Source organism: Vibrio genomosp. F6 (genome assembly GCF_005146325.1).
Classification (GTDB): Bacteria; Pseudomonadota; Gammaproteobacteria; order Enterobacterales; family Vibrionaceae; genus Vibrio; species Vibrio cortegadensis.
The window spans coordinates 1-16,781 of record NZ_SYUT01000040.1 but is presented as its reverse complement, the minus strand read 5'-3'; the positions used below and the strand labels follow the sequence as shown (position 1 = coordinate 16,781).

11 protein-coding genes and 2 pseudogenes are annotated in these 16,781 nt (G+C 41.3%); 5 read left to right on the top strand and 8 right to left on the bottom strand.

Annotated elements, in window-relative coordinates:
- Window positions 1-136: 136 nt before the first annotated feature.
- From manA to uhpT, 5 genes are all read right to left on the bottom strand, one after another.
- Window positions 137-1,342, bottom strand: coding sequence for a mannose-6-phosphate isomerase, class I (gene manA / locus FCV43_RS15215; protein WP_113797748.1), 1,206 nt, complete (start codon window positions 1,340-1,342; stop codon window positions 137-139).
- A gap of 270 nt (window positions 1,343-1,612) precedes the next feature.
- Window positions 1,613-2,953 (bottom strand): MFS transporter, encoded by a 1,341-nt coding sequence (locus FCV43_RS15210; protein WP_136995673.1) that lies wholly within the window; start codon window positions 2,951-2,953, stop codon window positions 1,613-1,615.
- Between the two features lie 8 nt (window positions 2,954-2,961).
- A complete protein-coding gene (gene uhpB / locus FCV43_RS15205) occupies window positions 2,962-4,458 on the bottom strand; it encodes a signal transduction histidine-protein kinase/phosphatase UhpB (RefSeq protein WP_113797752.1) in 1,497 nt (498 codons plus the stop codon).
- Window positions 4,458-5,066, bottom strand: a complete 609-nt coding sequence (gene uhpA / locus FCV43_RS15200) for a transcriptional regulator UhpA (RefSeq protein WP_113797754.1) — start codon at window positions 5,064-5,066, stop codon at window positions 4,458-4,460. The genes uhpB and uhpA overlap by 1 nt, the downstream gene beginning before the upstream one ends.
- A 203-nt stretch (window positions 5,067-5,269) precedes the next feature.
- Window positions 5,270-6,664: a hexose-6-phosphate:phosphate antiporter gene (gene uhpT, locus FCV43_RS15195; protein WP_113797756.1), complete on the bottom strand. Its 1,395-nt coding sequence runs from the start codon at window positions 6,662-6,664 to the stop codon at window positions 5,270-5,272.
- 587 nt (window positions 6,665-7,251) lie between these two features.
- Between uhpT and FCV43_RS15190 the strand changes: the two genes are divergently transcribed.
- The 4 genes and pseudogenes from FCV43_RS15190 to cyaB all read left to right on the top strand — a co-directional run bounded on the left by FCV43_RS15190 (window position 7,252) and on the right by cyaB (window position 13,300).
- A complete protein-coding gene (locus tag FCV43_RS15190; protein WP_113797764.1) occupies window positions 7,252-10,269 on the top strand; it encodes a flavocytochrome c in 3,018 nt (1,005 codons plus the stop codon).
- Between the two features lie 56 nt (window positions 10,270-10,325).
- Complete coding sequence (locus FCV43_RS15185; protein ID WP_113797766.1) at window positions 10,326-11,270, top strand: FAD:protein FMN transferase; 945 nt, start codon at window positions 10,326-10,328, stop codon at window positions 11,268-11,270.
- A gap of 602 nt (window positions 11,271-11,872) precedes the next feature.
- A pseudogene (locus tag FCV43_RS15180) lies at window positions 11,873-12,631 on the top strand (PhzF family phenazine biosynthesis protein).
- A 117-nt stretch (window positions 12,632-12,748) separates the two neighbouring features.
- Complete coding sequence (cyaB, locus tag FCV43_RS15175; RefSeq protein WP_113797758.1) at window positions 12,749-13,300, top strand: class IV adenylate cyclase; 552 nt, start codon at window positions 12,749-12,751, stop codon at window positions 13,298-13,300.
- Between the two features lie 77 nt (window positions 13,301-13,377).
- On the opposite strand, the gene FCV43_RS15170 is transcribed toward cyaB, so the two are convergent.
- Window positions 13,378-13,881: a hypothetical protein gene (locus tag FCV43_RS15170; RefSeq protein WP_113797768.1), complete on the bottom strand. Its 504-nt coding sequence runs from the start codon at window positions 13,879-13,881 to the stop codon at window positions 13,378-13,380.
- Window positions 13,882-14,184: 303 nt separating this feature from the next.
- Window positions 14,185-14,325, bottom strand: a pseudogene (locus FCV43_RS20675) (EamA family transporter); the annotation flags it as partial.
- 318 nt (window positions 14,326-14,643) lie between these two features.
- Here FCV43_RS20675 and FCV43_RS15160 point away from each other — a divergent pair.
- Window positions 14,644-15,717 carry a replication initiation protein gene (locus tag FCV43_RS15160; protein ID WP_113797760.1) on the top strand — a complete coding sequence of 358 codons (1,074 nt, stop codon included), beginning with the start codon at window positions 14,644-14,646 and terminating at the stop codon, window positions 15,715-15,717.
- Window positions 15,718-16,516: 799 nt separating this feature from the next.
- On the opposite strand, the gene FCV43_RS20500 is transcribed toward FCV43_RS15160, so the two are convergent.
- A partial coding sequence (locus tag FCV43_RS20500) for a hypothetical protein (RefSeq protein WP_206380336.1) occupies window positions 16,517-16,781 on the bottom strand: 265 nt, incomplete at its 5' end.

Here is a 16,781-nt window from a genome sequence, read left to right as displayed (position 1 = left end):
GGTTGCCCGTAGGGCCCTTAATTTCAATACCTTAACTATCAGCCAATATGCCTTTGGCTTGTTCTCGCTTCCATTAGAACTTTAAACCAACATCTTCATTCGCAAAACTTGATAGCACTTCCAACGCACTATTCCCTCAATTAAACGCTCTGGCAACACGGCCGTTACTGCTCAATTCATAGTGACCAATATAGGCTGGGATAAATACCGATTGCCCTTTAGTCAGGGTTAAATGCTCGCCTTTTGGGCTCATTAGCGTGAAATCATCATCTATTGCCATTAAAATTTCAGCACCACTTGTGATGACTTCTTCTTGATGAGGACGATGAAATATATTGAAATTAAAATCACTGACCGGGATATCATAGCTATCACATTGATCTAATTTTGAGGGTGCCAATAATAAGCGTTCGAACGAAATTGGCGTGAACTCCGTGCATGCGACTAACTCAGCGACATCAATGTGTTTCGGCGTTAAACCAGCGCGTAACACGTTGTCTGAATTTGCCATGATCTCGAGACCAGTCCCCTTAATGTAGGCATGCGGAGTGTTCGCATTCAAATACATCGCTTCACCCGGCTTCAGTGTGATCAAGTTAAGTAACAGAACACAAAACAGGCCAATATCGTTTGGGTACTGATGGCAAAGCTCAGTAACCAAAGCAAACTCTGCTTGATCTTGATGAGCTGCTGCGTAAGTTAGGAGTTGCTCTAATGCTTGGTGTTTACGTTGGTCATTCAGCGTTAATAGATCACGGAAAAACGCCTCTAAACCTAGAGAGTTAAGGTTATCACCAAACTCTTCAACCAAACCAACAAGCTCGATAGAATCCAATTTTCTGAACAAGGCTAATATTTCATCGAATTCTCGAAAGCCATTCATCGCTTGGTATTCAGTAATCGCGTAAACCAATTCAGGTTTATGGTTAGAATCTTTGTAATTACGATGTCCTGCGGTCAGAGGAATACTTGCTTGCTCCTCTCTCGCAAAGCCAACCTCGGCTTGGTGCTTGCTTGGGTGAACTTGAACAGATAGTGCCTTTTCTGCCGCTAAGATTTTAAATAAGAATGGCAGTTCACCAAACTCTTGCGCAGTATCAGTAGATAAATAGGCCGATTTATTCTTGTTAATCAGCTCGGAGAGAGGCACCAAATGTTGGTCAAGCTTAACCATTGAGCAACCTTTTGGATGCGCTCCCATCCAAACTTCCGCTTGCGGTTCTTGTGACTCATTCTTAAAACCAAACAGTTCACGTATCGAAGAGATACTCCCCCATGCATAATTTTGGATGGTGTTTTCCATTGGGAAGAATGAGTGTTCTGAGAAGTGGCTGAGTGACATGGCGTTTTCCGTAGTGAGCCCTTTGAACACAATTCAAGAGAGCTGATTCTAATAACGTGAATAATTAGAAAGACTACAGAGAGCGGCTTGAGCCCACATGAGATGGGATCTTAGAGGTAATAGGAAAAATTCTTAGAAACGGGGGATTTCGATGAAAAGCGTGAAAAGAGTCACATTTGAATATCACGTGTAGAACGCGCTGAGAATAAGACAGCGATGCTAGCAACAGTAATACAAGCTGTCACACTATCTTATTCTCGGGAAGACACCTTAAAAACCAGATCGAGCCTCTGCACTTTTCTGAGGTGATTGAGCCTGTAGGAAAGGCAGAAGAAGCAGCCCAATAACGGCCGCACAAGTAGAGATCGTAATGAAAAATCCACTCCAACCGTAAGTTTCTAGAACGAGCGCCAATGGGTATCCGGACAGTGCAGCCCCCATGTAGGCGAATAAGCCAACAAAGCCAGTCGCCGCCCCGGCAGAGTCTTTATGCGAGCATTCGGCCGCCGCCATACCAATAAGCATTTGAGGGCCAAAAACAAAAAAACCAACACAAAACAACCCACCCGCTTGAAACACAAAGTTGGTTAAAGGCATAAGCCATAAAGCGGATACCGAGAGGAAGATACCAATCGCAAACAGGATATTCATTGGACCGCGGTTGCCACCAAACAGCCTATCCGATCCCCACCCAGCAACAAGTGAACCAACGAAGCCACCAATCTCGAATAGAGATAAAGCTGCGTTGGCGTTTATCAAACTGTAATTGTGTTCTTCGGTTAAGTATAAGTTACCCCAGTCGTTAACCGCCGTTCTTACTATGTAAACCAACACATAACTAAAAGCAAGCAACCAAATGTACTTATTGCTGAACACGTAGGTTTTCAGGATTTCTCGATAGCTTAATCCTTGTCCATGGTTCTCTTGAGCCAATTCTAAATGATCATTGCGCCACTTCCCTACCGTCGGAAGTCCCATAGTGGTCGGCTTATCACGTAAGCGCCAGCAAACGATAAGACCAATAAAAACACCAATCACGCCCGGCCAGATAAACCCAGCTCGCCAACTGAATTGAAGCGTCAGATAACCCACAAGAATAGGGATAAGAGCCCCACCAACGTTGTGTGCTGTATTCCATATAGCCCAACGAAAGCCTCTTTCGGAGCGAGAATACCAGGTCGTCAATAACTTAGAGCACGATGGCCAGCCCCAACCTTGAAACCACGCATTTAGCACCCAAAGTGAGATAAAAGCCGCCAACGAACTAGAAAAGCCAAACGCGATATTGATCAAGCCTGTCGCGATTAGGCCAAGACCCATGAAGTAACGCGGGTTTGAACGGTCCGATATCGTGCCTGAGATAAATTTCGATAAGCCATAAGAAAGATAAAAGAGCGTGCCAATTAAGCCGATATCGCCTTTGTCCAAGCCAAGGTCGGTGATCATAGCTGGTGCTGCATAATTAAAGGTTTTACGAGTGAAGTAAAAACCTGCATAGCCGACATACATCCCTATCATGATATGGAGGCGCCAGTAACCATAACTCTGATTGACCTCATCATCAGTTAGAGCATGACTATTTGACGTTTTTGAGCGCAGAAATCCAAACATATTCGTTCTCACACTTTAGGTAATGTTACGCTGATATTGGTACCCGAAGAGGAGTCATTAGCGTTGATTGTCATCTTGCCGCCGAGCGCCTGAACACGCTCTAGCATACCGCGAACCCCCATTCCTTTGGGAAGATCTTGCGCTGTAAAGCCAACGCCATTGTCTGTGATCCAAAGATAAGCCTGATCATCTAAAATTAATTCAATTCTAATTTCGCTCGCTTGAGCATATTTATGGGCATTATTTAAAGATTCTTGGCACAAACGGAAGAGGGTAACCTTGAGCGTGTCACTCAAACACGAGTAATCACCTTGCCAATTTAACTGGATATCAACACCGTGGTCCGAAAACTCCATTTCCCGAATAAGCTGTTCAACGGAGTCTTTTAGATCAAGATCGTCCAACATCTTAGGTCTTAGTTTTGTCAGTAGACGTTTGGTGGTGTCATAAACATTCAAAGACAATGACTCAATCGTACCCGCGCAACGAACGCTCATCTCAGCCGCGTCGACACGTTTAATAATGCTTGCCTGCGTACGAATTGCCGTGATGTTTTGCCCGATTTCATCATGCAGCTCACGCGCAATATCACGGCGAACCGACTCCTCAGCTGTTACTAGCTGGCGTGAAAGATTTTGATTTCTTGAGAGTTCACTTCGTAATTTTGAGTTGAGATCTTTCTGCTTTTGAACCGCTAAACCAAGCAATATACCTGTGATGGTTTGAGCAGATAGAGATAATAGTAAATCTGTAATTTCGAGTTTGGATGTTCCGCTGTGAGCTGCAATCAATGCGACACTGTTTAATAGAGTCGCCAATAAAGCACCTTGCCACCCGTAACGAACGGCGAGCAGGATGATAGGGATAGCCATACAGAATGGGGCGAAGCGTCTTAGCTCATCAGGTAAACTGGTTTGTATCAAAATACTGGCCACTAGCAACACACTGTATAAAGCAATGTGGCGGATTTTGAACTCAACAACATTGTTGATTAAATAAGAACTCAATGGCGCCCATTTGTTTTGGAATAGATAGTTCCAGACCAGATAGCACATCGGCACCAGCATCAGTCCGCCAGTGATACTCACCAACCACACCATGTAAACAGCCGGAACATGAGAGCCCACTACTGCAACGTTGATCAATGAGGTGACCATAATTAAGCTCGTCATCACTAACAAGTGACGATTCTGGTCACCAGAATAATAACGTTTGGCAATTAGAGTGGCAGGAATGCTCAATCCACTGGCGATTAGTATCGTCAGCCATTGGGGTTCATCAAGTAATAACGCTAAAGCGATCGCGAGCCCCCACTCTGCAATATAGATAGCAGGCCAATAGTGCGTACGAGTGTGCAGCGTCATTCCCAATCGAAGTGAGAATGGGAAAAGCAGAATGGCTAACTCAGGGTCATTGATGAAATAGAAAGCAATAACCCACAAACAAAACCATGCACAGCCAGCCATAAAAACTCCACATAGGGAGGTGGCGAGATAGGAACGCATTAGTACTGTTCTTGTGTGAATAGTTTAGCTAACTCGACGTTGTTCTTAACATTGAGTTTGTCCATCGCATTGGCACGGTGTACATGAACCGTTTTATGGCTAACCCCTAACTCAACGGCGATAGATTTTACATCGAGCCCTGTTGCCAATAACTGACATACTTCGCTTTCTCTCCGGGTTAGCTGATTTAACGAGACTTTATTCTTCGTAGGTGTCGCAAGCTTTATAGCGATATCTGGCGTGAGATAACAACCGCCCTTTGCGCTCGTGTGTACGGCTTGAATTAATTCATCAGGGCTACAGCGCTTACTGAGATAACCTTTGGCTCCTAACTCTAATGACCTCTCAACCATCGCCGGAGAGTCATGAACGCTCAACATGATGCTGGCAATTCCTGATGGAATCTCTTCCAATAAGCTCAGGCCACTTTCGTCCTGCATTGAGATATCCAAGATAACGACATCAGGGTGGCAACTTGGCAATCCGAGGCGCGCTTCTGCCGCAGAGTTGAATTCACCCACGACCGTAATATCAGTTTCAAGACTGAGTAATTGAGCAAAGCCCGAACGAACAATGACGTGGTCATCAACAAGCGCAACATTAATCATGATATTAGCCAGAATTAAGAGTAAGAAAGAAAAATAGCCCCGACAGGAGCTATATAATATTAATTTTATTAATAGAGATGATACTGAATCGAACTAGCGATTGGTATGATCTCACGTGCTTTAATCCGATAAAGTACGTGAGACTATGTATCCGAAACTCTCTTTGCGACAACAAATGCGCGAGAACAAGTACGCGAGACTAGCTAGGCGTTTTGAGCCGCTAAGTGTATTTTCTTAGCTTGACGAATCTTCTTCTCTTCCGCAATCGCAACGAATAGCAGCAGTACAATACAAATGGCAGCTGAAGTATCAAGTGCTGCGAACGTTCCTTTCCAACCCGTTAAGCCGAAAATAGGTGTTCCATCAGCAATCATACCTAGGCCAAGTTTTGCGAAACTGTCACCAATTAAGTAAGCAAAGGTACCTTTCACACCATCCGCAACACTGATTGCTTTCTTAGGCACAAAACCAACCGCCGCAACACCAATCAGCAACTGAGGACCAAACACTAGGAAACCAAGCACGAACAGTGATGCTAGGTACATGAACTCACTTGTTGCATGCTGGTAGAACTCTAGAGAAACGATAATCAGGCCAAGCGATACACAAGCAACTAAAGCGCGGCGGCCGTTCGCAAGGTCTGATAAATAACCCCACATTAGCGTACCGACCAGAGCTCCCACTTCAAACAGAGTAAAACCTGAAATCGCCGTTTCTTTTGATAGGCCTAGCTCTTGATACGCATAAACGGTAGACCATTGATCGATACCGATACGAACAATGTACAAAAAGATATTCGCGAAGCAGAGCAACCAAATCACTTTGTTTTTAAGGATATATTCAACAAAGATCTCTTTCTTGGTCATTTGATTTTCTTCAGCGATAGTATCTTCTTCGCTGATTTCTTCATCAAATAACTCTTCAACCGTACCCAGACCGTATGCTTCTGGAGAGTCGTTACCAAAACGCATTCCAATAAAACCAACCACAATCGCGATGATCGATGGGAACACGAACATACCAACAACGCTGCCATCAAATAGGTAATTTGCCCCAAACAAAGCAACACCAGCAGCACCGGCACCACCCACGTTGTGTGACATGTTCCAAAGGCCTAGGTAAGAACCACGCTTATTACGAGGCGTCCATTTAGTAATAGTCGAGTAACTTGAGGGGCCACCTGTACTTTGGAAAAAACCACTCAATGCGTAGAAGGCAATCATCATGAATAAGCTAGCGCTGCCGCCACCCATACTGAAACTAAAGCCCAACATGGCAAGGCCAGACAGGATTAGCATAAACGGTAGGAACTGCTTGGTATTCTTACCATCAGCGTAATAAGAAACTACGGTTTTACCGATACCGTAAGTGATAGAGAAACCCAGACCGATAAGACCTAGATCCGTCATCGATAATCCATAAGTAGAAATCATGTCGTTTTGCGCGACATTGAAGTTCTTACGGATCAAATACATGGTTAAATAACCAATGAACACGACAAGGTAAGATTGTAGGAAGGGTTTAAACCACATTTTTCTTCTGGTTTCGACCGGAAGATCCAGCGTCGGTTTTCGAACCTGATCTAGGAACTTTAACATTGTGAACTCTCTTATTTTTTGTGAGGTCTGCACGGCATAATTCCGACCATGCATTCTTTGTTAGTTGACCGTGAAATAATAAGGAGTCTAAAAATCGACCGCATGAGAGAGGGGCTTAGAATAACTAGGAAAAATTCTTAATTCAGAGTCAGGAGTCAAGAAAGCGTGAACAGCATCACTTTGTTTACGATCTGTTATGTATTGATATTACGATAACAAAAGTAGCTCATTTCAAGGCAAATAAACCTTGTGAGCAAACAAAAACAAGTGCTATTTATCAATAAAACCCACAGCAATGGAGTCACGCAAGGCAACCTAGATCCACTTACTGATTTACTAATTGAATGTTTTTTTGATGCCCCCACCCTCTCTACAAATGTACTAAGTGCATGTGAAAACAATAAATTATGCATAACTTGCATATATATAATGCAAACCATTCATTTTACTCCTTATTAATACCCATAGTATTTTGCGCAAAAACCTATTGATGCCAATTTTTTATATGAAAGTCCCCTTTCTTAGCAACGGCGGTTTATTAAGGCGCATTTCATATGAAAGTTAATTTGCATAAGGATAATTCACAGATGACTAAGTTGCTCAAAGACATAAAACTTGGGTTTTCACAAACGACGCTTAAAAACCGGATCGTGATGGCACCGATGACGATTCAATCTGCATTTTTTGATGGCGGTGTCTCTCAAGAAATGACCGATTACTACGCCTCTCGCTCAGGAGATGCGGCAGCAATCATTGTTGAAAGTGCTTTTGTAGAAAATTACGGTCGAGCTTTCCCTGGCGCTTTAGGCATTACTCACGATAGTAAGATTGCGGGACTAAAAGAATTAGCGACGGCCATTAAAGCAAAAGGCTCCAAAGCCATTCTTCAAATTTATCATGCTGGTCGTATGGCAAGCGCGGAATTTAATGGCGGTCATCAACCAATTTCTGCAAGCCCAATAGCAGCACTTCGCGCTAACGCAGAAACCCCACTTGAAATGACTGACGAGCAAATCCACAACATGCTTGAGTATTTTGGTCATGCTGTAAATCGCGCGATATTATCAGGATTTGATGGGGTTGAAATTCATGGGGCGAATACTTACCTTATTCAACAGTTCTTCTCCCCTCATTCAAATCGACGCACCGACAAATGGGGAGGCGATATTGAAAAACGCACTGCTTTTCCGCTTGCTGTTTTAGAGCAAGCAAAACAAGTGGTTGCCGACCATCAGATGACTGACTTCATTATTGGCTACCGTTTTTCTCCTGAAGAAATAGAAGAACCTGGAATTCGATTCGAAGACACGATGTACCTTCTTGATAAGTTAGCAACAAGTGGACTTGATTACTTTCATTTCTCTATGGGTAATTACGCCCGTAACTCGATTGTTAACCCAGAAGACAAAGCTCTACTCATCCACAAATTTCATGAGTTGAAGTCTGAAAGTGTCGCCCAAATCCCGGTCATTGGTGTCGGAGGTATTTCACAGCGCAGCGATGCTGATACCGCTCTTGAACAAGGGTACGACATGGTCAGTATTGGTAAAGGCTTCTTAGTAGAGCCAACGTGGGCCACGAAAGCAATGAACAATGAAAGCTGTGCTGAGTTTGCCGATATCGCTCAACAAGAAGAACTCATGATCCCCACGCCTTTATGGGAAATCATGGATTACATGATCATTGACAGCGCAGCTGAAACTTTAAAACATCAACGTATAAAAGAACTGCAAAATATTGATATTAAATTCGAACCCGGTGAATTTACCGCTTACGGTTATGGTCACAACGGTCAACTTCCTGTTACCGTTACTTTCTCTGAAGATAGAATTTTAGGGGTGTCGGTTGATTCATCAAAAGAGTCGGATGGTATTGCAAACCCTGCATTTGAACGTATCCCTCAACAAATACTGGATGGTCAAACACTTAATGTTGACGTTATTTCTGGCGCAACAGTGAGTAGCCAAGCAGTCATTGACGGTGTGTCTAATGCCGTGGATTTAGCAGGTGGTAATTCAGAAGCTCTTCGCTGTAAAGCCCGTGAAGCGGTAGAGTGGTCGACACAAACCATTGAAGAAACGGTTGATGTGGTCATAGTGGGCGGCGGCGGCGCAGGTTTGAGTGCCGCCCTAACTGCGCTAGACAACAAAAGAACCGTTGTTGTCCTTGAGAAATTCCCGGCCATTGGTGGTAACACAGTTCGCACAGGTGGCTGGGTGAATGCCGCAGAGCCTAAGTGGCAAAAAGATTTCCCTGCTGTAGCGGGTGAAACAGACTATTTAAAAGCGATCGCCAATACACCAGAGTCCGAAATTGCCCAAGAATATCTTTCTGATTTTCGAACACTTCGAGATCAGTTAGCCAACTATTTCCTTGATGTTGATAGCGGGAAAAACTATTTATTTGATTCAACTGAGTTACATTTAATTCAAACGTATCTTGGTGGCAAACGCACCAATCTAGATGGCGATCCTATTTATGGTCAGTATGACCTTGTACATACGCTGACTAACCGTGCTATGGAATCGATCGATTGGTTGACAGAAAAAGGCATCGATTTCAATCGAGGTATGGTTGACATCGCAGTCGGAGCTTTGTGGCGTCGGGCGCATAAACCCAATCGCCCTAAAGGTGTTGAATTTGTCGATAAACTTCAAAAACACATCGTCGCACAAGGTGGCCGTATCATAACGGATACACGTGCAAGCGATCTTATTGTTGAAAATGGTCAAGTGGTGGGCGTCAATGCTACACATTCTAATGGAACCAAATACTCACTCATGGCTAATCATGGCGTAGTGTTAGCATCTGGTGGTTTTGGCGCGAACACAAAAATGTTGCAGAAATACAATAACTACTGGAACAATATCGCTGATGACATCAAAACAACTAACTCACCAGCGTTAATTGGTGACGGTATCGCTATTGGTGAAAAAGCAGGGGCTGACCTTGTGGGAATGGAATACATCCAACTTATGCCTATTGGCGATCCTAAATCCGGAGCGTTATTAACAGGCTTAATCGTTCCACCAGAAAATTTTGTCTTCGTTAATCAGCAAGGCAAGCGATTTGTAAATGAGTGTGAAAGCCGAGATGTCCTTTCTAACTCATTTTTTGATAACGGTGGCCTTGTGTACATGATTGCGGACGAAGAAATTCGTAAAACCGCGGCAAACACAACCCACGAAACGATTGAACGTGAGATCGAGGAAGGCATCATTATCAAAGCAGACTCTATTGAAGAGTTAGCGCGCAAGATTAATGTTCCAGAAGCTGAGCTATGCAGCACAATCCATCGTTATAACTCGTTTGTAGAAGATGGACGAGATCCAGAGTTCCAAAAAGGAGCGCTAGGTTTAAAAGTGGAGAAAGCCCCCTTCTATGCAACACCAAGAAAGCCCTCTGTACACCATACAATGGGAGGCCTAAGAATTGATACCAAAGCTCGAGTCTTGGATCAACAGAGGTCACCTATTCCTGGGTTATATGCAGCTGGTGAAGTCGCAGGTGGTCTCCACGCAGGGAATCGACTTGGCGGTAACGCATTGATTGATATATTCACTTACGGCCGAATTGCAGGGGATAGTGTTTCAAACAGAAGTTAGATTGTTAAGGGGAAGCCATGAGCTTCCCTTCTTTCATACCAGCAAAAAGGCAGGCAATGTTAAGTTATAAAACTCGCTTTAAAATGATGGGAACCATCATCGACCTCACTATCCATCATCCAAATGGCGAATCACTGCTAACAGATTGTTATCTTCAACTTGAACGTTTTGCACAACGCTTTACCGTCAATCAGTCACACTCTGAACTCATGAACGTCAATCACAACGCTGGTATTAGACCTGTTCGTGTAAAGGCAGACCTTTACGAACTAATCAAAAAAGCTAAAACGGCTAGCATGGATAACTCCAACCCTTTTAATATTGCCATTGGCCCTCTGATAAAGACATGGCGTATTGGTTTTAACGATGCCAAGCTGCCAACAGATCGGGAGTTAATGAACATTCTTGATATTGTTGACCCTTCACACATCGTATTGGACGATCTCTATCAAACCATATTTCTGACCAAGCCTGGAATGGAGATTGACTTAGGCGCCATAGCCAAAGGCTATTTTGCTGACCAAATAAAGGAATACCTTGTGAGTCATAATGTTAAACATGGGTGTATTAATTTAGGTGGAAACGTACTAACCATTGGCTACGCGCCAAATAATGCAATACAAGCATGGAATGTAGGGATTCAAGACCCTTTGAGCCCTCGCGGGGAGGTGTGCAGAATCGTACCGTTGCAAGGGCAATCGATGGTAACGTCAGGGATTAATGAACGATACCTTGAGCACGGTGGTCTGCGATACCATCACCTCATTGATGCAAAGACAGGCAAGCCGATTAACACCGATATTGCAAGTGTCACTATTATTTCCAACCTATCCGTCGATGGCGAAATTTGGAGTACCGCAGGCTTTCTATCTACCGTTGATGACTCTCTCGCTTATTTAAACAAACAACTCGATATTGAGGCCGTTTTAATTTCAGAGACCGGTGTCGTATCTATCACTAATGGTCTCAAAGATGATGGTCGATATATCCAGAAAAAATAATTTTTCGTTCAAGTGGCTCTTACATTGTCATAAAAAAGTGTGCTTTGGTTACCTCTAACGATCTCAATAAACACTTAATTTAAAGAAAACACAGTCCTATCCATCACCATTGCCGAGCGCCTTACTTCGACCAACGAAATGGTTCTGTACATTAAAAGGCTTATTCTATTTTTTATAACAAAACTAATGATGTTAATCATACTTTTCCCTTAGTCAGACCAATCTCTACTCATTCTCAGCATAAACGTATACCACTCGCAATGCTGCTATCACTAATGTGACGCTTGAAACAATCACAACCATGACTAATTTAATAAAATCACTCCCTCTTACCCCATAAATTTGTCAATGCTCAGCCTGAGCATTGACAAATTATTCATACCATACAAACCACATAGCAACTCCTGTATTTGAATAACAGAACAATCGAATCGATAGCATAAAGACAAATTTTCTTGCTTCACTATAGTAGTGGTTCAAATGTAAATGCTATCTTTAACCCTGAAGTAAAAGTGGGGGAGTTTGATGATCTTCAATCATATAACTAAGTTATATAGCCTCAAATCAAAGATGGAACACTCAATTTAAACAGTGAGTTAAACATGATTAAAGCCCAAATATATGACGTATTTTGCAATGAAACTGCCAAAGGGAACCCTTGCAGTGTTGTCGAGTTAGATGAGTGGGCAAGTGATGAGCTGTTACTGCAAATAACTCATAAACAAAACCAGCCAGTGACATCTTTTATTGTCCAATCTAGCGGCAGTTTTTACATCCGTTGGTTTACACTTGATGGTGAGATAAACCTCTGTGGACATGGCAGTTTGGGAGCAGGAGCTGCATTAATTTCAAAATATCAGGTGAGAGAAATCACTCTCAATAGCCAATATGGCCAAGTCGTAGTCTCAGAAAAAAATGGTTCATACAAAATAATCATGCCGATGTGGCTACCAAAAAACTGTTCGTTGCCTTTAGACATATCAGGCTTAATTTCTCCTCCAATAGAAACTTTCTCAACACGAGACTTGGTTCTAGTTTTAGACTCTGAAGACGAAGTCATTAACTTTAAACCAGACTTCTCACAATTAGAAAAAATTACAGACTTTCATGCTCTTATTATTACAGCAAAAAAATCTGAGGATAGTTATGTTTTACGCTATTTCGCTCCTAAAATCGGTATTTTGGAAGATTTAGCAACAGGTTCAGCCTAATGTTCGCTTGCTCCCTATTGGTTTCAAAAGCTAGGCACTGAAACTTTATCTGTTAGTCAACTTTCAGGTACTGGCGGATACTTCGAAGTTGAAAAAGGTATCGATTCAACAATCGTATTGTCAGCTCAAGTCAAAATTAGAAAACCATAATGAGGGAATCATTATAATAGTAAAGTTGATACTAATGATAAGCAGAAAGCATACTCACATTAGTATATTCTCTTTATTATCAATACGATAATGCCTAATTTCTTATGGAAGTAATATATGAATAGTGATCATTTTAAAGGTAAATATGAAGTAGAATTGAAGTATCGGCTTCGTTCTAAAACTGAATTCCTAAAAGCTTTAAGTCATATCCCCCATGAAATTATGCTTCAAGATAATGCAGAATCTGATTGGTACTTTGATACTCCAGATCAACTTCTACAGGCCCAAAATAAAAGCCTTTGCATTCGAACAATGGAGCCGTCAGGAATTAAATTGTGGATAGTAAAAGGTCCTGAAACAGATAAATGTGAAGCAACAAGCATTACTGATGCTGATCGTGCTGTAAGTATGCTTGAAACAATGGGGTACGAAGTCGTACTCAAAGCTAAGAAAACACGCAGTATCTATTTCATAGGACAATTTCATATCACCGTAGATTCATTAGCTGGTATCGGTGATTTTGCAGAATTTGCGATTATGACGGACAACGAATCAATGCTTTCTATTTACAAAGCAGATCTCGAAGCTTTAGCCAATCAATTTAACTTAACTCAAGCGAGTTTACAGAAAAAATCGTACAAAGAAATGTTCGAAGGAAGAGGAGCCTGACAAACCATATTGACAGACATGAATCGTGATGATTTGACTCATGATCGCTTTTCGTCTTTATTGGGCAATATTGCTCTCTAAAAACCTTGAGCCCATAAATCATATTCATCAATGATATAAACTTCTTCTTCTGTTTTTTCTCTCGGGTAATAAGGAAGTGCAAGTAGCACCGATGAAGGTAAAAGTTCCCACTCCGGGGACATTTTCATCCGAACGAGCTTAGAACCATCAGGCTTTTGAACATACATATAATACCCATCTGAGTGTGTATTTGCGTAACTTGCTATCTGCACAGTATCACCGGATGGTAATTTGACCATTCTTCCTAATGGAAATAATTGATGTAATGCAAAACTCACATGTGCATCTTCTAAATAACCTTGTTTGAACCTGTGCAAACCAATGGCAGAAGACGTTGCCCTTTTTGTCCAACCGACGAGCAGGAGCCCCTTCATCGAGTCTTTAAAGGGCTTACCTTTTGGTATTCCTTCATTTGATATAAATTGGACTAAGATAGAATCTCCATCCACATCAATAATATGAAGGTACTGCTCACCTGTTTTATCTGCTAATAATTTCATTTCATATGACGCATTTGATTCCATTTTCCTATGATACCATGTCTAACACAAGCCATCAGGTTAAGCGAATAACCAATACTTAAGCTTCACTGGCGATAAGGTTTCTTGTGTTTAACGATACCAAATAAGCTGACTAAGATGGTGAATGTACATCCTTCTTGCCAAACGACCTTAAATCACATGGGAATACTCTTAATGATTAAACAGGATTTCATGAGCACGGTGAGTTGGAGGTATGGTGAAGCACTGAAAGTATACCTTTAGAGCAAAAAATCTACTTATCTCGATTATCGAGTCGCTTGTTCAATGAGCGTCTTGCTTTGATTGGAGCAGTAAGCAAACAATAATAAAAAAAATCCCCGCCCACCCAAGCAATGGAATTCGTTCCCCCACGACAAACACAGCTAATACAGTTGCAACTACAGGCTCAAACAACGTTATTATGACACCCTACTGTAGATCTCATAATGATAGAAGATGAAATAAACCATGGGTAGTTGTCAATGCTCAGGCTGAGCATTGACAAGTTCCTCTAACAAAAAAGTCAAGAATGCTTGCACATGAATTAAAATAAGCAAACATCAAACCTCTCAGTTATTGCGGATTTTCTCTCAAAACAACACAGATATAGAGCGTTCATTTTCTAATGTCTTTTCATACCATTTTCTCATCCTATTAATAACACATTTTAGGTGTCAGCTAGGCTAAACACCTAGATAGTGGTATCTTATACCTAGATTAGGTAAGCATGAGATTTTGAAAATGGCCAATAAACCACATCATTACCCAGTAGTCAGTGACAATCTTCCTAAGCATATTAAGAAGGGTCATCAAATGGTCTTCAGCCGACAGGACCTCTCAGCTCGCGAAGCCGATATGTTTGCTTTAATGATCGCCAATATGTCAGAAGGGGATTGGGATCGAACCACTCCTCACTACGAATTCACAGCTCATCAATTGTCCGAGTGGTTAAATGTCGACTCAAAACACATTGGCAGTAACTTGAGTCCTGTTGCAAATCGCTTAGCCAGTAGGAAAATTGGTATCAAAGTTGAGTCAGAAAAAAATGACACTGAATTTGATTACCGCCCCCTGTTTAAACATATCGCCTATAAAAATGGGATCCTGACCATGGTGCCCAATGATATGTTGAAATCAGAGTACATCGATTACAACCAAGGCTTTGCTTTAATCAATACGCAAAACTTTCTCAATGTGAAAAAAGAGTACTCCAAACGCCTTTATGAACTATTAAGTCGCTTTAAAACAGGCGGTACAGGCATGCACGTTCAGAAGCTAAACGAGCTCAAAGGAACGTTTGGTTTACTGGATGAAAGCGGAAAACTAAAGAAAGACAAAAGTTCGTTCAAAAATAACAGCGTATTTATGAAGCGTTGTATCCGTGACAGCATTGAAGAACTTTCGACCAATACAAGCACACGCAAAGAGTTACTGTTTTTAGACAGTGACAAAGGTGAAAAAGGTTATGAGCTGGTTAAACAAGGCCGCTCTATTGTGGGCATTAAATTTTTGTATCGTTGGGTCAAATCTGACAAATTTGAAGAGCTCAACTTACAAGATGTGCAAAGCGTTATTCGAGAGCTAGAACTCAAGCGTCTACAACATGGGCAAAAACTCACGATTGAAGAGTTAGATAAATTGGCCAACGCATACCGCTTTATTGGACGTGATGAAACCGCACAACAAATTGAACTCAGCATTGCAAAGCGCACTTCAACGACAGAACAAGAGCCACAAGACAGCACCAATGAGCTTGAAAGCATGCTCGAGAAAATTGATTCGCTTAAAGCGATAGGTGATAACCCTGAATACTAAAATACTGTGATAGATAACACATTTCAGGCATTTACACCTAAATTTCGTTATCTATACAGTAATAAGCGACAGAAATAAGGCTCAACAGCACTATAAATAACATAATTTAGGTATATAAATACGGTTGGAGTATCATAAATCAAGTATATACCTAGCCAAAAGGCCCAATAAGGAAAAAACCAAGTATCAAAAGGCTTAAATCACTCTAATGAAATAGAAATTTGATCATAACACCTAGAAAATGTCCTCTAAAGTGAAAAAATTGTCAGCATTGCACCTAATTTGTGTTATCTAAATACCTAATATAAGATCAATTACACCTTAATTTTGTCATCTAAACACCTAATAAATGATCACAACCCGCCTTTTAGTTATTTAAATTCAATTAGTTACAAGCATCTATAGATCTAATAGTCTTTATAGTTAACATAGATTAAATAGCTAAATATAGATTTTATAGTCAATGTGGATAAGTGGAAAATCAAAGATTTACACACTTAACCACATCTGCAGCAACATTTTCTTTTCAATTTTTTTATCATATTCATTAAGTCCATGATTTAATATCAAATTACGTTTATTTACGTACCACCCCAATAGCCAAGATGTAACTTATCAAAAGCATAGAGAACGAAAGTTAGACTCATTGATTATTGGTATGATCCTTAGTAGATCCAAAATAGAAATTAAAGCTTGAAACTAAACGTGATCAAATTGAAAAAGTACTTAGCAATGGGATTAAGCGTGCGTCTTACGGCTAAGTTAATCAACAAAGCGCTAAGTACATTAAGAGATTATATTAATCGCCGTAACATCCACTTTTAATAAGCAATTCTCTTTTGGTGTCTGCTATATCTTTTGTTGTCCAGATTAGTGTTATTTCTTTATCGTCGATGGATATGATTCCGTGCAGTGTATGCATACTAGAGATCTCTGCACGTTTCGCTATCAACTCATCTAAGGTTAACGATATTTCCCTTTTTGTTTGAGGGTTAAAATCAAAGTTAGTTTGATCACTTCTAATCATCCAACTTGAGTAGGTAGAACGTAAGCGTGTCATGAAC